This is a genomic window from Streptomyces sp. BBFR102, from assembly GCF_051397025.1.
Lineage (GTDB): Bacteria > Actinomycetota > Actinomycetes > Streptomycetales > Streptomycetaceae > Streptomyces.
In genome coordinates this window covers 1,637,243-1,659,533 of the sequence record NZ_CP195757.1, presented here as the reverse complement: position 1 = coordinate 1,659,533, position 22,291 = coordinate 1,637,243, and the positions used below count along the sequence as shown (strand labels likewise).

The window sequence follows — 22,291 nt, the reverse complement described above, 5'->3', positions numbered from 1 at the left end:
TACCCGCAGCCGTCCCGCACGTCTGCGGGGAAGCCTGTCCGGGACAGGGGGCCGCCACAACGCCTCGGGAACCGACTTGATCAGATTGTGACCGGAATGCGCTTACCTGGTGCCGGAATGTGCGCATCCCCTCACGCAGGGGAGGGGATGCGGGGGAGCCGGGCGGGGATGGAGGAGGGGCGGCCGGTCAGCCCTCGGTGTTGACCATGGAGGCGGCGGCGTACGTCAGGTAGTTCCACAGGAGCCGCTCCTGCTCCTCGGGCAGGCCCAGCTCGTCCAGGGCCACCCGCATGTGCCCCAGCCACGCGTCGTGCGCGGCCCGGTCGACCTTGAACGGGGCGTGGCGCATCCGCAGGCGGGGGTGGCCGCGCCGGTCGCTGTAGGTGCGGGGGCCGCCCCAGTACTGCATCAGGAACAGGGCGAACCGCTCCTCGGCCGGGCCGAGGTCCTCCTCCGGGTACATCGGCCGCAGCAGGGGGTCCTCCGCGACCCCCTGGTAGAAGCGGTGCACCAGGCGACGGAAGGTCTCCTCGCCGCCGACCTGCTCGTAGAAGGACTGCTCCTGAAGCGTGTCGCGCGGGTCGTTAGTCACGTGACCATGGTGGCAGACGCGGGGGCGGAGGGCCGGGGACCTAGGGCCGGGGGCCCAAGGTCCTTCGGCCGGGCCGGGCCCCGGGGTCCCGGGGCCGTCAGGGCGGTGCATGCGGTGGCCTCGCTCCGACGGGGGCAGCACAGTGGAGGCATGACTGATCCGCGGGGAGCCGAGGGGACGCAGCCGGGCGCGGGCGGGGACGGCTGGGAGCAGGTGGTGGCGCGGGCGCGGGCCGGGCTGGTGCGGGACATCGCCGACCAAGGGGGCTTCGACGGGGAACCGGAGTGGCGGGAGGCGTTCGCGGCCGTGCCACGGCACCTCTTCGTGCCGAGTTACTTCGGGCCCTCGGCCGGCGGGTGGCGGCGGATGTGGGGCGAGGACCCCGACCCGCTGCGGCGCCGGGCCTGGCTCGGCGGGGTCTACACCGACACCCCGCTCGCCACCCGGCTGCGCGACGGCGAACTCCTCTCCTCCAGCAGCCAGCCCTCGCTGATGGCGAAGATGCTCGCCGACCTGCGCGTCCGCGAGGGCGACAAGGTCCTGGAGATCGGTGCGGGCACCGGCTGGAACGCCGCCCTCCTCGCCTACCGGCTCGGCTCCGCCCACGTCACCACCGTCGACCTCGACCCGGACATCACCGACTCCGCCCGCCGCCACCTCGACGCGGCCGGGCTCCACCCGCACGTCGTCACCGGCGACGGTGCCCGTGGCTGTCGCGCCGACGCGCCGTACGACCGCGTCCTCGCCACCTGCGCGCTGGACACCGTGCCGCGCCCGTGGTTGGAACAGACCCGGCCCGGCGGGCTGATCCTCACGCCGTTCGCGACCGGCCTCGTCCGCCTCGCCGTGCGCGGCCCCGACCACGCCGAGGGCCGCTTCCTGCCCACCCCGGCCTACTTCGTCCCGCTGCGCGGCACCGAGCCCCGCCCGGGCCGGGAACCGTCCACCGAGGGCATCGCCCGCCACCTGCTCCACAACGAGGGGTTCCGTTTCCTGCTGACGCTCACCGCCGGGCGGCTTCGCCCCGCCGAGGCGCTGGAGGTGTGGCGGCGCGAGCGGCACCCGGTCCGCGAGCGCTTCGGCCTCACCGCCGACTCGGGCACCCTGACCGCCTGGCTCGACGACCCCGGGGGGCCGTACCGCTGGCAGCTGGAATGACCCCGGGCGTACGCGCGAGGCCGCGCCCGCCCCGTCACGGGAGCGGGCGCGGCCTCGCGCGGAAGGCGGTGGCGGATCAGTCGCGGTGCAGGGTCAGCGTGGTCCAGGCGCCGACGTGGACCCGGTCGCCGTCGGAGAGCGGCACCGGCACGTACGGCTGGATCGGGTCCTCACCGCCGTTGACGGTGGTGCCGTTGGTGGAGTTCTGGTCCACCACCGCCCAGCCGCCGTCCGGCTGCTGCACCAGCATCGCGTGCTGGTGCGAGACGCCCGGGTCCTCCGGCGGCACCGACAGGTCGATGTCCGGGGTGTCACCGGTGGAGTGGCGCCGGCGGCCGATCGTGAACTGGTTCCCGACCAGCGCGTGGCGCTGCTCAGGCGAGTACGCCGGCAGGTTGAGCCCGTTGGCCTCGGGGCCGCTGCGCTGCATCATCGCCATGAAGTAGCCGCGGTCCGGCCCCACCGACACCGACCAGGCCGCCGGAGCCGACGGCGCGGGCGCCCCCGGCGGCCGGCCCTGCGCTCCGGGACCCTGCGGCCCCGGACCCTGGGGCGCGCCCGGTCCGCCCTGCGGCGCTCCGGCCGGGGCGGACGGCGGGGACAGCACCCAGTCGTCGTCCCGCCCGCCGCCGGTCCGCCCGGCCGGGCTCGGCGCCGGCGCGGGGAAGGCCCCGCCGCCGGTCGCGGGCGGGGGCGGCGGCGGGGCCTGCGCGGGGCCGCCCGCGTACGGCGGCGCCGGGTAGGCCGTGGGCACGCCCGGCTGGTTCGGCACCACCGGCGGGGGCGGCGTCTGCTGGGGGCCGGGGGTGAGCGGCTCGGCGGGGCGGTTCACCTGCGAGGGCCGCGAACCCTGGTACTCGTGCGACCGCGGGGGCGTGCGGAAGCCGCCGGGCGGGGAGCCGGCCGGGGGCCGGGGGGCGGCGGGGGTGTACGAGGTGGCCATGTTGGTGAGGAAGTTCCACCGGCACTCCTCGCAGAACGGCTCGTCGGCCTCGCGCGGGGTGTGGCACTGCGGGCACAGCTGCGGCCGGGCGCCGGCACCACCGGGGCCGGGACCGCCGGGGCCGGGACCGCCGGGCCGGCTGCCCGGGCCGGGCGGCGGGTAGCCGTGGCCGGGGGCGGGCGGCGGCGGGGGAAAGCCGCCGACGGGGCGGCCGGGGCCGGCCATGCGGTGGCCGCAGACCTCGCACCAGTCGTCGGCGTCCGACTGGTGTCCGTTCGGGCAGGTCGGCATGGTGGGCCTTTCCCCTCTTCTCCGGCGGCCACGGGGCCGCGTGTGTGCCCGGGGGCACGTCGTCGTCTCGTCGGTGTACGGCACCGCCGCCCACCACGGGCACCGCGCACGGCGACCGCAGTCGTCAGTGTCGGCGGTGACCGCACGGACGGCAATGCCCGCCGTCACGCCCCGGATCGAGGCGCAGGCGGGTGCTGGTGCAGGCGGGCCGTCTTCGTCGAGCGGGTGTCCAAGGTCATCTCGTCGGCGTCCTCGACCCGTGCCTTCAGCCGCACAGTACCGTTCGCCTCGTCGAGCACGTCCACCACCTTGGCCAGCAGCTTCGCCGTATCGGCGTGGCCGGAGGCGCCCGCCAGCTGCACCGCCCGGCCCAGCTTCGCCGTCGCCCCGTCGACGTCCCCGGCCTTGCGGGCGGCCAGCCCGTCCTGGATCGCCTGGGCCAGTTCCGCCTGGCCCGTGTAGTGCGCGACCTGCGGGTTCAGCGCGGTGGAGGCCGCCGCGTCGTCGGTCCACACCGCCCGCACCAGTCCCTGGGCGAGCGGTGCCACGCCGCCCTCGCCCCGAGGTACGGCCAGCGAGACACGGGCGGCCAGCATCTCCCGGCCCACGTCGGCGGCGGGCACCCGTACACACAGGTGGTAGTCGCGGGACTCGTCGCCCCACGAACCGGTCGGATAGTCCCCGGCGCGCGGCCCGGCCTCGATGCGACGCGCCGTCAGATCGGCGACGGCGGGCGCCACTTGCTTGACGAAGACGACCTCCGCGCCCTGCGGCGTCCACAGCCGCAGCGCCACGTCGGCGACCTCCTTGCCCATCGCCGCCTCCATCATCCGCCGGAAGTCCGGGGCGAGCCCGGCCGGGTCGGCGACGATGTCGGCCGAGCCGAGCAGCGCCGTGGCGATCCCTGTGACCTCTTTCACCTCCCAGTCGGTGCCGACGCCGCGCGCGTCGCAGGTGAACCGCCCGGCGCAGGCGTCCAGCGCGGCCCGCAGCTCCTCGGGCGTCTCGTGCTCGTTGCGCCCGTCGGTGAGGAGGATGCCGTGCCGGACGCCGGCCGGTTCCGAGGTGAGCAGCCGCTCCGCCAGCCGCAGCCAGGTGCCGATCGCGGTGCCGCCGCCCGCCCGCAGCCCGAGCACCGCCTCCCTGGCCTCCGCCCGCGTCCGGTCGTCGGCGGTGGCCAGCCGCCCGTCACCCGGGTAGATCTCCCGGGCGACGTGGGTCCCGGCGATCACCGCGAACCGCGTCCCGTCGCGGAGCGCGGCCACGGCGGTCCGGGTGGCGTCCCGGGCGTGCCGCATCTTCGAGGAGGGGTGGTCCATCGAACCCGAGCAGTCCACCATCAGCGCCACCGCCGAGGCCGTCCCCGGTGCGGCGGCGGGCGCCGGTACGCCGCCGAGGGTGCCGCCACCCGTGGCGGTGACCGCCACGATCGCGTGGACCTCCCGCCCGCCCTCCGGCAGGAACTCGTTCTGGTAGACCTCCACGGCGAACCGCGGTACGTCCGGTTTGGCGAAGTTGGCCATCAGTTCGGGTCCCCCCTGGGAACCGCGCGGCCCGGTCGGCCCGGCCGCGCGGACAGCGTCGACGTACGCCGGGCGCCTTCGGCCCGGCCCGGTCAGCCCGATCCTGCCCCTGAGCGGCGGCCGGTCAACCCTTCGCCACGCCCGGCGTGTCCGGTACGTACCGTCGGCGGACCGGCGCCGCCGCCGGCACGCGGGGTCAGGCGCTCTCCCGAGGCGGCACGTCGAAGGGGACCACGGCCACGGTCACGTTGTCGTGCCCGCCGCCGTCCAGCGCGTGGCCCACCAGGACCTGGGCGCTGTGCAGCGGGCGGGTGAGGGCGTCGGCCGGGAGCGCCGCCGCCATCTGCTCGGCGGACTCGGCGTAGTTCCACAGGCCGTCGCTGCACACCACGGCGACACCGGGCCGGTCCGGTTTGAACGAGGCGGTGTGCGGGTCGAGTTCGTAGGCGTCGGCGCCGAGCCAGCCGGTGATGGCGTGGGCCCGGGCGTCGGCGTGCGCCTCGGCCTCGCTCATCAGGCCGGCGGCGACCATCTGGGCCGCCCAGGAGTCGTCCTCGGTGAGCCGGGCGGCCGGCCCCTCGCGGTCCGCGGGCACCCAGTAGACGCGGCTGTCGCCGATCCAGCCGACGACCAGCAGGCCGCCCGCCGCCACCGCGCCGACGATGGTGCAGGCCGGGGCGTTCTGCCGGGGTGCCTCCGCGTCGGCGGGCCGCTCCTCGGCCAGGTCGTCCACGGCGCGGGCCGCCGCGACGATCGCCTCGTGCATCGCCGTCTGCGGGTGCGTGCCCTGCCCGAGCGCCGTGACCAGCGCATCCGTGGCGGCGCGGGAGGCGGCCAGGGAAGCCTCGTCGGGCCGGGTCGCGGACGACACCCCGTCACAGACGATCGCCACCACGGCCGGTGGGCCGTCCGGCAGCGCCGCCGGGGCCAGCGCGAACGCGTCCTCGTTGCGGTGGTGGCGCAGCCCCCGGTCGCTGACGGCCGCGGCCCCCGCGATCACCTCCTCCATGTGGTCGCGTGCGCGCGGCTGGGCGTGCCCGCAGTTCTCGCAGTACCCGTCCGGGTCCACCCGCCCGGCCCGGCACGCCACACAGGTCTTCGCCCCGCCGCTCGCGGGAGCGGCCACGGCGGCCCGGGGATCGGCGGGGGCGTCGCCACCGGCCGGCTCCTCCTCCGCCTCCACCTCGGCGGGCGGCAGCGCGGAGACCGGGTCGACCAGCGTCGGCGGCCCGCTCCCGGCGGGCGGCGCGGGCGGTGCGGTCCCTGGCTCGGCGAGCGTGAAGTCGCCCGGCTCACCGGCGGACACGGGTCCTTCCCCGGCTCCGCTCCGCGCCTTCGGCACGTGCTCCCCGGCGGCGGGCGGCGCCCCCCACGGCTGCCCGGGCGCGGGTGCCGGAGCGCCGGCGGGACCGGGCTCGGCCGGGGGAGCCGGGGAGTCCTCCGGAGCGCCCGGCAGCGGCGCGCCCGCCGCGTCCGTGCCCGGCACGTCCTCCGCCCGGTGCGGCGGCGAGGCCGCGCCGGGGTCCGCCGACGACGGTACGGGCCCGGCGTCCGGCCAGGTCACCGGGGTGCCCGCGGTGGCCTGGGCGGCCGGCCCGTCGGGCGAACCCGTGCCGGGGCGGTCCCGGGGCGGCTCGGGCAGGGACGACAGGTCGAACCCGCACGCCCCGCAGAAGTGGTCGGCCGGCTCCAGCGGCTCCTCGCAGCTGGGGCAGGCGGAGAGTTGGGGAATCCGCGACATCAATCACACCATCGTCCGGGGGCGGAAGCGGTTGGCCCGCTCCACCAGTTCGATCCGCTCCTCGCCGCGCCGGGCGAGTCTGGCCAGCGTCCGGTAGGCGCGCTCCAGACCGAATCTGAGACCGCGCTCGTCCAGTTCGCTGCCCAGTAGCACCGTTCGGGCCGTGCCACCGGCCCGAAGCCCGGAACCGGAAGCTCCGTCGGGCGTCTGCCCCGGGCTACCCGAGAGTACCCAGTCGAGTGCCGTGCCCAGCACCTCCGCGGCCAGCCCCTCCCGGCGGACCGGGTCGAGTCCCAGCCCCTCCAGCGCCTCCAACTGGGCCGCCGCCGCCGTCAGGTCGGCCAGCAGGGGTTCGGCCGGGTCACGTCTGCGCAGCCGGGCGCGGATCGCCGCGACCCGCGCCGCGGTGTAGTGGATGGAGGCCTCCGGAACCGACTCCAGGGTCCGTACTGCCTCCTGGCGCAGCCCCGCCGCCCACTGCACGCGCGCCAGCGAGAACGCCGCGCTGACGAAGCTCGGGTCGCAGGCCCACACCAGGCGGTAGTACTCGGCGGCGTTCTCCCCCTGCCCGAGCACCTCGGCGGCCAGGCCCAGCGCCAGCTTGGGCGCCGGCTCGCCGGGGAACGCGTCGTACAGCGCGTCGAAGGCGAGCGCCGCCCCCTCGAAGTCCCGCGATACCAGGCTCGTGACACCCCGGTACCAGACCAGGCGCCAGTCGTCCGGGACGTAGCGCTCCAGTTCCCGCAGCCCCGCCTCGGCGGTCGCCACCCGGCCCCCCTCCAGCTCGGCGCGGAGCCTGCGCAGCCGCAGTTCCGGCGAGTCGACCGGGGCCAGCGCGAGTGCCGAGGCCAGCTCACCGGGGGCGGCGGCCGCCAGCCCCGCCAGGAACCCGGCGTTCGGGTCGCCCGGGTCGACCCGGGGCATCGGCAGGGCCAGCGCTGCCGCCGCCGGGTCCGGGGCGCCGTGCGTCGCCGCGCCGTGCGGCACCGGCACCGGGGGCGCCCCGGCCGTCGCCTCCGGCGCGTTCACCACCCGCCTGAGCCCGCGGGTGACCGGCGCGGGACGCTCGCCGAGCCGCGACACCACCCCGTCGTCCGGCACCGCCTCGGTGTCGGTGACCCGCAGTTCGGGCCCGAAGAGCGTGGAGACCGCCGGACGCGGCCGCCCCGACTGGAGCGCCACCACCTCCCGCAGCACCCCCGTCAGCTGCTCCGCCATCTCCTCGGCCGTCGCGAACCGCCGCGTCGGATCAGGGTCGGTGGCGCGGATCAGCAGCCGGTGGAACGACTCGTACGTCCACAGGACCGGCACGTCGTGCGGGTCCGGGAGGCTGTCCGCGTAGACGGTGGTGTAGCCCTGGAAGTCGAAGGTGAGGACGGCCAGGGTGCGCGCGACCGTGTACAGGTCCGAGGCGACGGACGGGCCGTGGGTGGCGACCTCGGGGGCCTGGTAGCCGACCGTGCCGTAGATCGCCGACTCCTCGTCGTCCATCCGCCGGACCGCGCCCATGTCGATCAGTTTGAGCTGGCCCTCGGTCTGGATGGCGTTGTCGACCTTGAAGTCGCAGTACAGCAGGTTCCGGCTGTGCAGGTGGCCCAGGGCCTCCAGCGCCTCGATGCCGTACGCGCACGCCTGCTCCACCGGCAGCGGGTCGCGCCGCCCCTCGGGGGTGCGCCGCTCGTTGGCCAGTTCCTTGAGGGACTTGCCGCCGACGTACTCCATCACGATGTAGCCGTCGAGGGAGCCGGTGCGCTGGTCCAGGTGCTCCACGAAGTTGTAGATCCGCACGATGTTGGCGTGCTCGATCTCGGCGAGGAAGCGCCGCTCGGAGATGGCCGCCTCCATGGCGTCCTGGTCACCGGTGTCCAGCAGTCCCTTCAGCACCACCCACCGGTCCGACACCGCCCGGTCCACCGCGAGGTACACCCAGCCGAGCCCGCCGTGCGCCAGGCACCCCACCACCTCGTACTGCCCGTGCACCACCTCACCCGCCCGCAGCTTCGGCACGAACGAGTACGGGTGCCCGCACGTGGTGCAGAACCCCTCGGTGCGGCCCGGCCGCTCACCGCGCGCCCGGCCCACCGGCGCCCCGCACTCCGCCCGGCTGCAGAACCGCTTGCGCTCCGGCACCTTCGGGTCGGCCGCCACCGCCGTACGCGGATCGGGGCGCGGGACGTCCGGCACCGACACCAGGCCCACGCCCAGGCGCCCGCGCTGCGAGGAGCTGTTCGAGGCCGAACTGCGCACCGACACCGAGCGCGTGGTGGCCCGCCCCGACTGCGACCGCGACAACTGCCCCGACACCGACCGGCGCGAGGAACGCGACCCCGCCGAGGCCGCCGAACGCGCCGACGCCGAGCCGCGCGCCGAACGGCCCGAGCGCGCGGAGCCGCCCGCCGCCAGCGCCGTCGGCGGCGAGGAGAGCGAGCCGTCGGGCGAGACCACCGGCGCCATCCCGCACTCGTCGCAGTACAGCTCGCCCCCGCCGACGTCCTCGTACGCGCCGGTGCACCCCGGCCGCTGGCAGCTCCGTCTCACGCCCCGCTCCTCCCGTCGTCACACTCGCCCGGTGCCAGCGCCTCGGCGGCGGCCCGCTGGAACCTGAGGACGGACTCCTCGGCCACCCGCAGATCGCACGGGGCGCTCCACAGCACCCGCCGCGCCGCGTCGTACCGCTCCGCCAGCACCGGGTCCTCCGCCAGCCCCAGCCGGGACACCTTCGCCCGGTACGCGTCCAGCCGCCCGCGCAGCTCCGCGCGGACCGCCAGCGGGGCCGTCACCGCCGTCAGCGAGGCGCGGGCCCGCTCCAGTTCGTCGTCGGCCCGCCGCTCCAGCGACTCCAGCAGCGGCGAGAGCCGGTGCCACCGGCCGTGCCTGCGGTGGTCGGCCGCCGCCGACAACTGCTCCTTCAGCGCGCTCGGCGGACCGCTCACCGCCGGCACCTCCGAGGCGGCGATCTTCGCCAGCACCTCGCCGCGCGCCGTCCGCGCCTCCGCCAGCGTACGGTCGGCCCGCGACAGCACGTCCCGCAGCCGGGCCAGGCGCGCCTCGGCGTCCTGGCGCACCTGGAGCACCGCCTCGATCTCCCGGCGCACCTCCTCCAGCGCCCGCGCCTCCCGGTCGTAGCGCCGGGTGTCCGGGCGGCCCGCGCCGGGCGTGGCACCGCCGTCGGAGGCCACCCAGAAGGAGAGCGGGTCCGAGACGGCCTGTTCGCGCAGGACCGTCAGCACCCGCCCGATCCGCTCCAGGTCGTCCCCGGCCGGATGCTCACCCGGCACCACCCCCACCGACCTGGCGAGCGACTTCGTCCGGCGCTGCTCGGCGGCGAGCAGGTCGATCCGGGCGGGCAGCGCCGACCACACCGCGTCGGCCGCCACCACCACCGCCAGCGACCGGGCGTACAGCGTGTTCATCCGGTCCACCAGCTCGGCCGGCGACAGCCGTTCGGCCAGCACCGCCGACCCTGGGCCGCCGCCCGGCGTGCCCGGCACCGCCACCGAGGCGCCCCGAAGCAGCTCGCGGAGGGCCGCCAGCTCCTCCCGGCCCGGCCAGCGGCGCCGCGACCGCACCGCGCGGGCCTCGGCGACCACCGCCGAGTACACGTCGAAGTACGCCCACAGGCGGGTGATGTCCGCCTCCGTCGCACGCCACCGCTCAGCCGTCGTCCCGGTCAGCGCGGCGCCCTCCAGCAGCCGCCGCCCGGCGTGGTCCTGGAGGGCCAGCAGCGAGGACTCGACGGCCTCCCGCTCCGCGGCCAGCCGCGCCAGCGCGCGGTCCGCCTCGTCCCTGTCGAGCACCGGCCCACCGGCCGTACCCCTGGGCCCCTCGGACCCGGGGTCCGCTCGCGCGACACCCATCGCTCCCCTTTCACCGTGCGCCCGCCGGGCGACCACCGCCCGGCGGCCCGCCGCCGCATCCGTCCCGTGCGTACGCGCCCTGTCCCGCCGTCCCGGTCAGTCCCGGTAGGTGGCGGGCGGCGGCCCGGGGGACTTCCCCAGGCCGGCCTTCAGCCACGTGTCGTACGACTGCTCCCAGCCGTCCTCGCGGTACTCCACCAGCACCTGGTTGACCCGGGCCACCAGGTCCTTCGCGTCCTTGTGCATCGCCACGCCGTAGAACTCCTCGGTGAACGGCTCTCCCACCAGCTTCACCATCGGGTCCTGCGCCGCCTGTCCGGCCGCCAGCGCGCTGTCGGTGACGACCGCGTCGACCTCGCCGAGCTGGAGCCGCACCAGACAGTCCAGCTGGTTGGGGACGGTGGTGGAGATGTCCGCGCCGTGCGACTGCGCCTCCAGTTCCGACAGGGCCGTCGACCCGGCCGCCGCGCAGACCTTGCGGCCCCGCAGCGACGGGTCGTGACCGGTGATCCCCGACCCGTTCGGCACCAGCAGTTGCTGGCCGGTCTCGAAGTAGGCGGTGGAGAACGCCACCTCCTTGATCCGGTCGCAGGTGATGGTCATGGTGCGCACCACCATGTCCACCTCGCCGCTGTCGATCGCCTGGACCCGTCGGTTGGTGGGTATGGCCCGGAAGACCACGGCCTCGGGATCGCCCATCAGCTCCGCCGCTATGGCCCGCACCAGGTCGATGTCGAAGCCCTCCAGGGAGCCGGTGGCCGGGTCGCGGTAGCCCCACCGGTAGCTGTTCTGGTCGATGCCGACGATCAGCTTCCTCGGCTTGTCCGTACGGGACTTGATCCGCTTCAGCGTCGGCCCCTCCGCCGGCGAGGGCCGCGCCGTCGACTCCTCGGGCCGCTCGCACGCCTCGGCCCGGACCGGTTCGGCCGCCGCCGGGCCGCGCGGGGTGCCCTCGTCGTGGGTGCCGAGCGTCGCCTCACCCACCCGCTGGAGCGGCAGGAGCGCCAGCGTGGCCGTCAGCGTGCACGCCGCCGCCATCGCGGTCACCCCGCCCCAGCCGCGCAGCCGGGCCCGGGGGCGCCGCCGCTCACGGTCGCTACGGTTCATGGCGTCTCCTGTCACCGGTACTCCGCCAGTCTGCGGGCGATGCCGACCCCGGCCCCCGCCGTGCCCAGCGCGGCGAGCGCCAGCGCCCCCGCGACCAGCCCCGTCAGCGCGCCCCCGCCGGCCCGGGCGGCCCGCTCGAACTCGTCCTGCTCATGGGCGAGGGCCTTCTCCAGCGCGGCGTCGAGACGGTCGAAGGAGGCACCGGTCGCCTCGTCCTTCCCGGTGCCGATCACCCGCTTCAACGCCTGCTCGTACTCGCCCGCCTCGTCGTACTCCCGGGCCTTCAGGTGGCGCTCGCGCCACTCTCCGGCCCGGTCGACGGCGGCCCGTACCGGGTCGCGGCCTCCCGCGTCGTCGGCCAGCTCCAGCGCCCGCCCGAGCAGCCCGCCGGCCTCGCCTTCACCCTCCGGGCCGAGCAGCCGCGCCATCTCCGCCCGGTACGCCACGTCGTAAGTGTCCTGCCCCGCGAAGCTCCGCCCCGCCGGAACCGTCACCGCGCCCCGCGCCACCAGCGTCAGATTCTCCCCGCCCCGCGCCTTCAACGCGCTGATCCGCGCGTCGTTGAGCACGTTCAGCGACCGCACCCCCCGCTCGTACGAGTCGAAGAGCGCGCCGGACGCCAGCGTATGACCGACTGCCACCCACACCAGCAGCACCCCGCACGCGGCGGTGGCGCCGAGCAGCCCCACGTTGAAACGCCGGTTGGTCCGCCGGTACAGGGCGTGCTGCACCCCGCCCAGCGCTCCCACCGTGAGCACCCCCAGTCCGACCGCCACCCACGGGAAGTCCCGCGCGGTGGCGTAGTCGGTGCGCAGCCGCTCCTCCTCCGCCTTGTAGAGCCGTTCGGCGGCGGGCAGCATCTCCTCCTGCATGAGGTCGTTGGCGTTCCGCAGCCAGGCACCGCCGAGCGGCAGCCCCTGCCGGTTGTTGGCCCGGGCCGCCTCGATCCGGGCGGTGTACACCGGGAGCAGCCGGCTCAGCTTCTTGATCTCGGCCGCCGACTCGGCCGACCCGTCGGTCGCCGCCGCGGCCGTCACCAGCTTCCGCGAGGCCGTCGCGATCCGCCGGTCGTACCGCTCCCGCACCTTCGCCGGCTCCAGCCCTCCGGCCAGGAACCCGCTGGACGCCGCCGTGTTGGCGTCGGCCAGCGACCGGTACACCGCCGCGGCGTCGGCGGTCAACGGCTGCGACCGCCTCAGCACGTCGTGCGCGGCGTCCGAGCGCTCGGCCACCTGGAACGACGCCACCACCCCGAACGCCCCGATCAACACCGTCAACAGCCCCGCCACGACCCGCAAGCCGCCGGGGACGGTGCGGGCCTGCGCCCGGAGCCGCGCGGGCAGGCCGGGGCCGGCGGGGGGCTCCGGGAGCGGGCCCGCGGCGCCGGGCCGCCGACCGGGCGGGGCGGGAGCCGGCACGGGCGGGCGCGGCGGTGGCACGACCGGCGCCGGCACGGCGGAACCCGGCGGCGCCCCGCCCGTCGGCTGACTACTCACGCGACCTCCCCCTCGGCCCTGTCGGTGAACACCCTTCCCCGGGCCCGGGGAAGCCAGTGCTCGGCCGCCAGTATGGCCGCACTCCCCGCGGACCACACGGGCGTTCACCTGATCCGGCGGCCGGGTCACCCTGACCGGTGCGCTCCTACGGGCCCGTTCTGGAATACGCGTCGGACAGGGGAAACGGTTCCCGGGGCGGGCACGGGCGTCCGTACGCCCGGCACCCCGGCCCGCCCCTCGCGCCGTTGTCCGCGCAGTTCCGGCGTCCCCCGGGAACGGCTCGGAGCCGCCCCGGCTTCAAGGCGCCACCTCCACCCGCCTGGAGGCCGCCTCACGTCCCCGTGCCGCCCCCTCTCACCCGAACCACTCCCGCACCCGCGCACAGGCCCTCGCTTCGGCGCCCACCGCGTCCAGCCCCAGCAACACCGCCCCCAGCACCGGCGCGGCCTCGACCACCCGTGCCCGCGCGAGTGGCGCCCGGCGAGCCAGCGCCGCCCGCACCCCCGCGTCCAGCCCGGGCCGGCGTGCGGCCAGGATGCTCCCGCCCAGCAGCACGGGAGCCGGCGAGCCGAGCAGCCCCAGCCGCCCCAGCGCGACCGCCGCCATGGTGGCGACCTCCTCCGCCAGCCGGTCCACCAGGCCGGCCGCCACCGGGTCCCCCGCCTCCGCCACCGTGAAGAGCACCGGCGCCAGCTCGTGCCGCCGCTGCGCCGGTACGTCCCCCAGGTGCAGCGCCTCGATCAGCGCGTACATCGACCCCAGTCCGAAGTGCGCGGGCAACGCCTGGGCCAGGGCGGTGGGTTCGCCCCGCCCGTCCTCGGCGCGGGCCGCGTGCCACAGGGCCTCCTCGGCGAGGCCGCCCCCGCCGCCCCAGTCGCCGGAGACGCGGCCGAGGGCGGGGAAGCGGGCGGTCCGGCCGTCGGGGAGCATGCCGGCGCAGTTGATGCCGGCACCGCAGACCACGGCGACGCCGCGGGGGGCGGCGTCCTCCAGGAGGCCGGCGCGCAGGACCGCGAAGGTGTCGTTGCGGACCGCGACCGCCGCGCCCCAGCCGCGTGCGGTGAGCGCGGCGGACAGCCGCTCCTCCTCCACCGGGAGGTCGGCGTTGGCGAGGCAGGCCGACACCTGGGCGACGGGCAGGTGCCCGGCCGCCTCCTGGGCCCGGCCCACCACCTCGGCCAGCGTGTCCACGGCCCGTTCGACGCCGGTCGCGGGCGGCCGGAAGCCGCCGCCGCGCGCGGTGCCCGCGACCTCGCCGTCGGCCCGCACCACGGCCACGTCGGTCTTGCTGTTGCCCGCGTCGATGGCGAGCACCGCTGTGCTCACGCCCACGGCAGGTGCTCCCGGTTGTGGGAGAGGAGCAGGTCGGTGAGGGCCTCGGCCTGGTCGTACTGGCCGATGAGGGGGTGGGCGAGGAGGGCGGCGAAGACGCGGTCCCGGCCGCCTTCGAGAGCCGCCCGCAGCGCCAGGTCCTCGTACGCGGTGACGTGCGAGACGAGTCCGGCGTGCAGCGGGTCGAGGGCGGGGACGGCCAGGGGGCGGGCGCCCTCGGGGCCGACCTCGGCCTGGACCTCGATCACCGCGTCGTCGGGGAGGAAGGGGAGCGTGCCGTCGTTGCGGGCGTTGACCACCTGGAAGGGGCTGCCGCCGCGGCCGAGCAGGGCGGCGGCGAGGTCGACGGCGGCCTCCGAGTAGAAGGCGCCGCCGCGCCGGGCGAGCAGGGCGGGCTTCTCGTCGAGCGACGGGTCGGCGTACAGCTCCAGGAGTTCGCGCTCCATGGCGGCGACCTTCTCGGCGCGCGAGGGGCCGGTGCGCAGCTCGTCGACGACGCGGTCATGGGCGTAGAAGTAGCGCAGGTAGTACGAGGGGACGACGCCGAGGCGGTCCAGCAGGGGGCGGGGGAGGTGCAGGTCGGCGGCGACGGCGTCGCCGTGGTCGGCGAGCAGGCGCGGCAGGACGTCCTCGCCGGCGGGGCCGCCGATCCGGACCGAGGTCTCCCAGGAGAGGTGGTTGAGGCCGACGTGCCCGAGGTGGACGTCGGCGGGCGCCACGTCGAGGAGCCGGGCGAACTTCCGCTGGAAGCCGATGGCGACGTTGCAGAGCCCGACCGCCTTGTGACCGGCCTGGAGCAGGGCGCGGGTGACGATGCCCACCGGGTTGGTGAAGTCGATGATCCACGCGTCCGGGTTGGTCCGCCGGACCCGCTCGGCTATGTCGAGGACGACCGGGACGGTCCGCAGCGCCTTGGCCAGGCCCCCCGCGCCGGTGGTCTCCTGCCCGACGCAGCCGCACTCCAGCGGCCAGCTCTCGTCGCGCCGCCGGGCCGCCTGCCCGCCCACCCGGAGCTGGAGCAGTACGGCGTCGGCGCCCTCCACGCCCGCGTCCAGGTCGCCGGTGGTGGTGACGGTGCCGGGGTGCCCCTGCCGGGCGAAGATCCGCCGCGCCAGGCCGCCGACCAGCTCCAGCCGTCCGGCGTCGGGGTCGATCAGGACCAGCTCGGTCAGCGGCAGCGTGTCCCGCAACCGGGCGAACCCGTCGATCAGCTCGGGAGTGTAGGTGGACCCGCCCCCTACGACGGTCAGCTTCATGGTGCGCTCCTCGGGTTGTCGGTGTGTCGATGAAGCGGTACGTGCCGTTCCCGCTACCGGGCGGCGGTGTCGAAGACCTCGTCGCGGACGGCGGCCAGGGCCGTCTCCAGGCCGCCGCGCACCACCGGGTCGCCGGTGACCTCGCCGGCCAGCAGACGGGGCCGGGACGGCGCCAGCTCGGCCAGCTCCTCCTCGGTCAGCCGCAGCAGCGGCTCACCCCCGGCGGCCAGCACGCGGCCGGTCAGCACGATCACCGAGGGATCGAGCACGGCGACGAGCGAGGCGATCCCGGTCGCCAGCCGCACGGCGTACGCCCGCAGCAGCGCCACGGGACCGGCGGGCGGCGGACACGTCCCCACGGCCCCCGGCGCCAAGTCGCCGCCGGGCCGGGCGTACGCCTCGGCCGCCGTCCGCAGCAGTGCCGCCGCGACCGCCTCACCGGCGGCCGGGTCCGCGTCCTCGGGCCCGGCCTCCGGAACCGGCACCCCCAGCTCCCGCGCCAGCGCCGGCAGCGCCCGCGCTCCCGCCAGCTCCTGGAAACCGCCGCTGCCGGCCCCGGCCACGCCCCGCATCAGCGGTGTGCCGGCGACCGGCAGGAAGCCGATCTCGCCCGCGCCGCCCGTCCGGCCCCGGTGCAGCCGGCCGCCGATGACCAGGGCCGCGCCCAGTCCGGTGCCGTTCCACAGCAGGACGAAGTCCTCGTGGCCGCGGGCCGCACCGAGGCGCCGCTCGGCGACGGCGGCGAGGTTCACGTCGTTCTCGTACTCGACGGGTACGGGGTGCAGGGCGGCGGCCACCTCGGCCGGCAGGCCGGGGGAGTGCCAGCCGGCCAGGTGGCCCGCGTACCGCAGCCGGCCGGTGCCCGGGTCGAAGGCGCCGGGCGTGCCGATCACCACCCGGCGCAGAGCGGTCCGGGCGACCCCGGCCGCGCGCGCCGCGCCGTCCAGCGCGGCGGTGAGCTGGGCCGCGACCCCGTCCGGGCCCGGACGGGCGGGGGTGACGAGGGTGTGGGAGGCCAGGACGGCGCCGGTGAGGTCGGCGACCGCCGCGCGGATACGGCCGGGGCGCACGTCGAGCGCGGCCACGTACGCCACCTCGCCGCGCAGGGCGTACAGCCGTGCGCCGGGGCCCGGCCCGCCCTCGCTGGTGCCGGCGGGTCCGACCAGGCCGGCCGCCTCCAGCCGGGCCAGGAGTTGGGAGACGGTCGGCTTGGAGAGGCCGGTCAGCGCGCCGAGCCGGGCCCTGGAGAGGGCGCCGTGTTCGGTCAGCAGGTCCAGCGCGGCCCGCTCGTTCATCACCCGCAGCACCCGGGGGCTCCCCGCCACCATCCGCCCGCCTCCGCGCCGAAAAAACCGACAGGAAACTTTCCTGCCGGTCCGCGAACCTACCGAGCCACCGCCCCGCCGGGCAAGCCTGCGGACACGCCGCCGCCCCGCCCCCGAGGACCGGGAACGGGGCGGCGGAGCGGGCTACTTGCGCAGCCTGGGGCCGGACGCGGGCGGCGGGATCGGGGAGGCGGCCAGCGACTGGGGCGAGGTCGCGGAGGCGTAGGCCGAAGGCGCGGCCATACCGGCCGACGGGTCGGCGGGGGCGTCGTCCTCGGCGGCCTCCTGCGGGCCGCCCACGATGGAGATGCCCGCCGCGTCGAACGCCTTCTTGATCCGCCAGCGCAGCTCCCGCGCGACGGCGAGGTCCTGGCCGGGCATGGTCTTGGCGGAGACGCCGACCACCATGGAGTCCAGCAGTACGGAGTCGAGGCCCAGGACCTCCACCGGGCCCCACAGCCGCTCGTTCCACGGCTCGTCCTTGGCGATCAGCGCGCCCACCTCGGCGAGCGTGTCGCGGACCTTGTCGAGGTCCTCGTCGGCCCGGACGGTGACCTCGACGGAGGCGGTGGACCAGCCCTGGCTGAGGTTGCCGATCCGCTTGACCTCGCCGTTGCGGACGTACCAGACGGCGCCGTTGGGGCCGCGCAGCTTGGTGACGCGCAGGCCCACCTCGACCACCTCACCGGTGGCGACGCCCGCGTCGATGGTGTCGCCGACGCCGTACTGGTCCTCCAGGATCATGAAGACGCCGGAGAGGAAGTCCGTGACCAGGTTGCGCGCGCCGAAACCGATGGCGACACCGGCGACACCGGCCGAGGCCAGCAAGGGCGCCAGGTTGATCTTGAAGGTGTCGAGGATCATCAGCGCGGCCGTGCCGACGATGAGGAACGAGGCGACCGAGCGCAGCACCGAGCCGATCGCCTGCGACCGCTGGCGCCGCCGCTCCGCGTTGACCAGCAGCCCGCCGAGGGCCGTGCCGTCCACCGCCGACGCGGTGCGGTTCATCCGGTCTATGAGGTTGGTGATCGTCTTGCGGACGATCACCCGCAGCGCCGACGCCACGATGATGATCAGCAGGATGCGCAGCCCGGTCTCCAGCCACGTCGACCAGTTCTCCGACACCCAGCTCGCCGCGTCGGTGGCCCGCTCCTGTGCCTCTTCGAGCGTGACGGAGTCCTCCCGGCCTGCGGCCGGTGCGGATGGGAACACGGGGTACCTCCGGGCGGTGACGGGCCGCCCACCGGAGTACGCGGCCCCGTCGCGCGACGGGGCGAAGACGGTGTGGACGGCCTCTCCACACTAACGGCCCCTCATCGCGGCGCCAGGCCGCCGTCCGGGGCGCACCGCCCCCGGCCTGCGGCGCTGCCCGCGCGCTCCGCCACCGGTGTGGCCGACCGCACACCCGAGCGGCCCGCGCTGCCGCCGGACCGGCCGCACCCCAGGTCACAGCCGCCCGTCCGGCCCCACGGCGGGACCGGTGGCGCACAGACCCCTCACCCCGTTACCCGGACATGGTGGCGCTCGGGCCGGGCGTGAGGGGAAACTGAAACAGATCGTCCCGGCGCGAGCCACGCGCCGCCGGCGTACAAGGAGGCGCACGTGCCGCACGTCCTCGTCCTCAACGCGTCCTACGAGCCACTCGGCGTCGTACCGCTCCGCCGCGCACTCGTGCTGGTGCTGGAGAGCAAGGCGGTCTGCCTGGAGGAATCCGGCGCCTACCTGCACAGCGAGAGCCGCACCGTCCCCGCGCCGAGCGTCGTGCGGCTCAAACGCTTCGTGAAGGTTCCGTACCGGGGGCCCGTGCCGCTGACCCGGCGGGCGCTGTTCGCCCGGGACGGCGGACGGTGCGTGTACTGCGGGGGCGTCGCCACCAGCGTCGACCACGTCGTTCCGCGCAGCCGCGGCGGGCGGCACGTGTGGGACAACGTGGTCGCCTCCTGCCGACGGTGCAACCACGTCAAGGCCGACCGGCACCTCATGGAACTGGGCTGGCGCCTGCGCACCGAGCCGGCGCCGCCGACCGGGCTGGCCTGGCGGATCATCGGGACCGGGCACCGGGACCCGCGGTGGCTGCCCTATCTGCAGCCGTTCGGCGGGGATGACGCGCTGGCGCGCATCGAGAAGGTGGGGGCCGGGGGCGAGGGCGTCTCCATGCGCCCCGCCCGGGCGAGGGCGTAGGGGCCTCAAGCGCCGGCCGGGCCGATGCCGGGCCGATGCCGGGCCGAGGTTCGGCTTCGTGTGCCGGTTCACGAGGGCCTCAAGCGCCGGCCGGGCCGGCGGTGGGCCACTCCACCGGGGCGGGGGACCGGACGGGGGTGGCGCCGACTCGGGCACCCCGGGCCGACGGGCCGCCGTCCTCGGCGCCGACGCCGAGACGGCACGTGACGGCGGTCGCGAGCGGGGCGGGAGTGGGCCGGAGCCCGGCGGTTCCTAGTCGCGGCCGGGCTTCTCCTTCTCCTTCTCCGCGACCGCGTACGCCTCCACGGAGAAGAGGGAGTAGCCGTACGCGGTGGCGCGCTTGTCGCCCTGGACGCGCAGGAACCGTACGTCCTTCGCGTCCAGCCCGACGCGTTCGTGGCCGCCCTTGCCGTCCTTCACCGTCGCCGCCGTCCGCCAGATCCGGCCGTCCTTGGAGACCTGCACACGGTAGGCGGCGGCGTACGCGTCCTGCCAGCGCAGTTCCACACGGCCGATCCGGGCCGGTTCGGGCAGTTCCGTCTGCCACCAGGCGTTGTCCTCGGCGGGGGAGGACCAGCGGCTCTCCGGGTCGCCGTCGGCCGCCGCCCCGGCCGGGAAGTCCTCCGTCTCGTCGGCCGAGGAGGTGGCCGTGCCGGAGCGGACCAGGTCGGTGTCCTCGGTGGGCGGGAACGCCCGCACCGTCAGCGTCGCCGAGCGGCCCCCGAACTCGACCGGCACCTCGTAGCTCCCCGGGCGCACACCCTTCGCGACCCGCACCGAGACGGGGATGCGGACCTCGGTGCCGCGCGGCAGGACCGACTCGCCGGGGGCGGAGACCTCGATGCCCTCGGGAGTCCTCGCGCGCAGGGCGCCGCGTACGGTGCCCGGGCGGTGGGCCGTCAGACGGGCCGTCACCTCGCTGCGCCCGCCGCCGATCTCGGCGTCCGCCTCGCCCCGGCCCAGCCGCAGCCCGGCCTCGGCGCCGTCCTCGTACCAGGGCACGAGCCGGTCGACGCGCTCGGCTTCGGGGCCCGAGACCCGCAGCGCGTCGGCGCTGAGCCCCGCACTCTCCACGTCGGTCCAGCCGCCCGGCTCCAGCCGCGTCACCGGCTGCCAGCCCTTGCCCGGCACCCGCGCCTCGACCACCCCGCTGACCCCGGGGTCGGTGCGCACCGTCACCCCGGCCAGCGGCCTTACCCGGGGCAGCGCCACCGTGTAGGCGGAGCCGGTGTCGGCGACCTTCTCGCCGTCGCCCCCGACCGTGCCGTGCCAGCTGTCGGCCGTCTTCACCACCTGGTCGAGGAACGGGCCGAGGACGCCGTCGCCGACCGTCACCTTGTTCCGCGAGGTCTCCGCGCGGACCGCCCGCAGCGCCCGTTCGGCGTGCCAGGCGGCGGTGCCGTCGCCGCGCGCCTGCGCCGCCAGCAGATCGACCGCCAGCTCACCGGCGTGCCCGAACCGGGCCAGCTGCTCCGACCAGGGCCGCACCTCCGCGGCCAGCCCCGACTCGCCGTCGGCCAGCCGCTCGGGGGCCGCCCGCATCACCGAGAAGGCGGCGCGCAACTCCTTGGCGGCCCGCGCGGCGGCGTTCCCCGCCTCCGTGCCGGGCCGCCCGGCCGCCCGGGCCGCGTCCGGCCGGGTCGCCCAGAACTTCGCCAGCAGCGGCCGCAGGTACGCCGACTCGTCGGCGCCCAGCACCGAGGAAGCGGTGTTGCCGGCCAGCGCCCGGACCGCCTCACGGGTCTTCGGGTCGTCCCCGGCGAGCGTGTCCATGGCGGCCTGCCAGGACTCCACGGGCCGGTAGTCCTTCGGGTTCCAGGCGTAGTCCCCCGAGGTGAACAGCGGGATGCGGGAGGCGGTCGACTGCTCCATCGCGGTGGCGATCAGCGCCGCCGAACCGGTGGCGACCGCCGGTTCCCGGCCCGTGTAGGGGCCGAGGAAGATCCGGTCCCGCGCGTAGTCGTTGACCGGGTAGTTGTCCAGGGTGACCAGCGGGTGGCCGAGCACCTCGCGGGTGCCCGCCAGCTCCCGGCCGGTGATGGTGCGCGGCACCACCCCGACACCGGTCCACGCCACCTGCACGTCGGCCTCCAGCTCGGAGGCGAGCGCGCGCCGGTACGAGGTGGCGCCCTTCTGGTAGTACTCCGTCGGCATCAGCGACAGCGGCCGCGAACCGGGGTGGCGCTCCGCCAGGTGCGCGGCGACCGCGTTGGCCACCCGGGCCTGGGCGCGGGCCGCGGCGGCCGGACCCGAGCCGAACTCCGCCTCGTCCTCGTCGCAGTGCCACTCGCTGTACGACACGTCCTGGAACTGGAGCTGGAAGGCGCGCGCCCCCAGCGCCCACATCGCGTCGATCTTCCGGTTGAGCGCCTTCACGTCGTCCTGGGAGGCGAGGCACATCGCCTGACCCGGCGCCACCGCCCAGGCCAGCGTCACGTGGTTCTCGCGGGCCCGCTCCGCCAGCGCGCGGAACGCCGTCCGCTGCTCGGCCGGGTACGGCTCACGCCAGCGCGCCTGCCGGTACAGGTCGTCGCCCGGCGCGTACAGGTAGTGGTTCTGCTTGGTGCGGCCCAGGAAGTCGAGCTGGCCCAGGCGCTGCCCGGTCGTCCAGGGGGTGCCGTAGAAGCCCTCGGAGAGGCCGCGCACCGGCGTCCCCGGCCAGTCGCGGACCACCACGCCCGGCACCACGCCGTCGCGCACCAGCTGACGCAGCGTCTGCACCGCGTGGAACAGGCCGTCCTCGCCGACGCCGGCCATCGCCACCGCCGGCCGTCCGGCGGCCTCCCCGGCCGCCAGCCGGTACCCGCCGGGCGGCAGATCCCCGCGGGCGCCCGCCCCCAGCGCGCGCAGCGCCTTCTCCAGGGCCGCGCCGCCGGCGCCCGGCCGGGCGGAGGACTCGCCGCCGACCCGCACCACCGGCGTCCCGCCCGCGGGCACGTCGCCGTCGGTGCTCACCTCGGTGATGTCGCGGACCCCGGCCGCGCGCAGCACCTCCCGCAGTGCCTTCAGCGCGTACGGATCGGTGCCGAGCGGCGCCACCAGCACCACCCGCGTCCCCAGCGCCACCTTGCCGCCGGCGGGTCGCAGCGACTGCGGGCGCGGCCACACCGAGGGCAGCCCCGCGGCCTCGCCCTTGGTGTCGTCCGGGGCCTCGTCGGCGGCGGTGGCCGGGTCCGGGGCGGGCGGAGCGGCCAGCGCGGTCGGGGCGCCCCCCAGGGTTCCGGCGATCACCGCCACCGCCAGGGCGGCGGCGGTCCTGCTGCGGCGGAGCTGCACGGGTCCTCTCCCAACGAACGGCGGGGGCGGGCGGGCCAGAAGGAGTATGACGCGCGAGGTGTGGCGCGCGGCCGACGGGGCACGCGCCTCGGGGCGATGCTCCGGCGACGACGGACCGGCAAGGAAGCCCATCACCCCTGGGGAACGGTGTCAACGACCGCAAGGGGCCTCACGCGTTCCCTGGCGGCCCCTCCATTCTGCGTGCCCCGGGCG

Annotated in this window: 15 protein-coding genes; 2 read left to right on the top strand and 13 right to left on the bottom strand. The window is 76.4% G+C overall.

From position 1 onward, the window contains the following. Positions 1–187: 187 nt before the first annotated feature. On the bottom strand, positions 188–592 hold the full coding sequence (locus tag ACSLIC_RS07455) for a globin (protein ID WP_436736886.1): 405 nt from the start codon (positions 590–592) through the stop codon (positions 188–190). Between the two features lie 216 nt (positions 593–808). Here ACSLIC_RS07455 and ACSLIC_RS07450 point away from each other — a divergent pair, with 216 nt between their 5' ends. After that, positions 809–1,750: a methyltransferase domain-containing protein gene (locus ACSLIC_RS07450; RefSeq protein ID WP_436740305.1), complete on the top strand. Its 942-nt coding sequence runs from the start codon at positions 809–811 to the stop codon at positions 1,748–1,750. A 76-nt stretch (positions 1,751–1,826) separates the two neighbouring features. On the opposite strand, the gene ACSLIC_RS07445 is transcribed toward ACSLIC_RS07450, so the two are convergent. The 11 genes from ACSLIC_RS07445 to ACSLIC_RS07395 all read right to left on the bottom strand — a co-directional run bounded on the left by ACSLIC_RS07445 (position 1,827) and on the right by ACSLIC_RS07395 (position 17,833). Continuing rightward, positions 1,827–2,984, bottom strand: a complete 1,158-nt coding sequence (locus ACSLIC_RS07445) for an FHA domain-containing protein (RefSeq protein WP_436736885.1) — start codon at positions 2,982–2,984, stop codon at positions 1,827–1,829. 164 nt (positions 2,985–3,148) lie between these two features. Further along, positions 3,149–4,507, bottom strand: a complete 1,359-nt coding sequence (locus ACSLIC_RS07440) for a vWA domain-containing protein (protein ID WP_436736884.1) — start codon at positions 4,505–4,507, stop codon at positions 3,149–3,151. A gap of 196 nt (positions 4,508–4,703) precedes the next feature. Then, on the bottom strand, positions 4,704–6,248 hold the full coding sequence (locus ACSLIC_RS07435) for a PP2C family protein-serine/threonine phosphatase (RefSeq protein ID WP_436736883.1): 1,545 nt from the start codon (positions 6,246–6,248) through the stop codon (positions 4,704–4,706). Positions 6,249–6,251: 3 nt separating this feature from the next. Continuing rightward, positions 6,252–8,786 (bottom strand): tetratricopeptide repeat protein, encoded by a 2,535-nt coding sequence (locus ACSLIC_RS07430; RefSeq protein WP_436736882.1) that lies wholly within the window; start codon positions 8,784–8,786, stop codon positions 6,252–6,254. Further along, positions 8,783–10,105, bottom strand: a complete 1,323-nt coding sequence (locus ACSLIC_RS07425) for a hypothetical protein (protein WP_436736881.1) — start codon at positions 10,103–10,105, stop codon at positions 8,783–8,785. Before ACSLIC_RS07425 ends, ACSLIC_RS07430 begins: the two co-directional genes overlap by 4 nt. A 96-nt stretch (positions 10,106–10,201) precedes the next feature. Then, positions 10,202–11,212 carry a glutamate ABC transporter substrate-binding protein gene (locus ACSLIC_RS07420; protein WP_436736880.1) on the bottom strand — a complete coding sequence of 337 codons (1,011 nt, stop codon included), beginning with the start codon at positions 11,210–11,212 and terminating at the stop codon, positions 10,202–10,204. Positions 11,213–11,223: 11 nt separating this feature from the next. Next, positions 11,224–12,708, bottom strand: a complete 1,485-nt coding sequence (locus tag ACSLIC_RS07415) for a hypothetical protein (RefSeq protein ID WP_436736879.1) — start codon at positions 12,706–12,708, stop codon at positions 11,224–11,226. Positions 12,709–13,062: 354 nt separating this feature from the next. Continuing rightward, entirely contained in the window at positions 13,063–14,040 is a 978-nt protein-coding gene (locus tag ACSLIC_RS07410) for an N-acetylglucosamine kinase (protein ID WP_436736878.1), read from the bottom strand. Further along, complete coding sequence (locus ACSLIC_RS07405) at positions 14,031–15,296, bottom strand: 6-phospho-beta-glucosidase (RefSeq protein ID WP_436736877.1); 1,266 nt, start codon at positions 15,294–15,296, stop codon at positions 14,031–14,033. The genes ACSLIC_RS07410 and ACSLIC_RS07405 overlap by 10 nt, the downstream gene beginning before the upstream one ends. 53 nt (positions 15,297–15,349) lie before the next feature. Next, the gene (locus tag ACSLIC_RS07400) at positions 15,350–16,624 is read right to left on the bottom strand and encodes an ROK family transcriptional regulator (RefSeq protein WP_436736876.1); all 1,275 of its coding nucleotides are present in this window, start codon (positions 16,622–16,624) and stop codon (positions 15,350–15,352) included. A gap of 141 nt (positions 16,625–16,765) precedes the next feature. Further along, positions 16,766–17,833 carry a mechanosensitive ion channel family protein gene (locus ACSLIC_RS07395; protein ID WP_436736875.1) on the bottom strand — a complete coding sequence of 356 codons (1,068 nt, stop codon included), beginning with the start codon at positions 17,831–17,833 and terminating at the stop codon, positions 16,766–16,768. 390 nt (positions 17,834–18,223) lie between these two features. Between ACSLIC_RS07395 and ACSLIC_RS07390 the strand changes: the two genes are divergently transcribed. Then, a complete protein-coding gene (locus ACSLIC_RS07390; RefSeq protein ID WP_436736874.1) occupies positions 18,224–18,802 on the top strand; it encodes an HNH endonuclease in 579 nt (192 codons plus the stop codon). A 252-nt stretch (positions 18,803–19,054) separates the two neighbouring features. On the opposite strand, the gene ACSLIC_RS07385 is transcribed toward ACSLIC_RS07390, so the two are convergent. Beyond that, positions 19,055–22,078 carry a beta-N-acetylglucosaminidase domain-containing protein gene (locus ACSLIC_RS07385; protein WP_436736873.1) on the bottom strand — a complete coding sequence of 1,008 codons (3,024 nt, stop codon included), beginning with the start codon at positions 22,076–22,078 and terminating at the stop codon, positions 19,055–19,057. Between the last annotated feature and the right edge of the window lie 213 nt (positions 22,079–22,291).

What these genes read in the sequence shown, in the direction of transcription:
- ACSLIC_RS07435 (WP_436736883.1), bottom strand. Translation starts at nt 6,248, where the DNA reads ATGTCGCGGATTCCCCAACTCTCCGCCTGCCCCAGCTGCGAGGAGCCG.
- ACSLIC_RS07425 (WP_436736881.1), bottom strand. Translation starts at nt 10,105, where the DNA reads ATGGGTGTCGCGCGAGCGGACCCCGGGTCCGAGGGGCCCAGGGGTACG.
- ACSLIC_RS07405 (WP_436736877.1), bottom strand. Translation starts at nt 15,296, where the DNA reads ATGAAGCTGACCGTCGTAGGGGGCGGGTCCACCTACACTCCCGAGCTG.
- ACSLIC_RS07440 (WP_436736884.1), bottom strand. Translation starts at nt 4,507, where the DNA reads ATGGCCAACTTCGCCAAACCGGACGTACCGCGGTTCGCCGTGGAGGTC.
- ACSLIC_RS07420 (WP_436736880.1), bottom strand. Translation starts at nt 11,212, where the DNA reads ATGAACCGTAGCGACCGTGAGCGGCGGCGCCCCCGGGCCCGGCTGCGC.
- ACSLIC_RS07400 (WP_436736876.1), bottom strand. Translation starts at nt 16,624, where the DNA reads ATGGTGGCGGGGAGCCCCCGGGTGCTGCGGGTGATGAACGAGCGGGCC.
- ACSLIC_RS07445 (WP_436736885.1), bottom strand. Translation starts at nt 2,984, where the DNA reads ATGCCGACCTGCCCGAACGGACACCAGTCGGACGCCGACGACTGGTGC.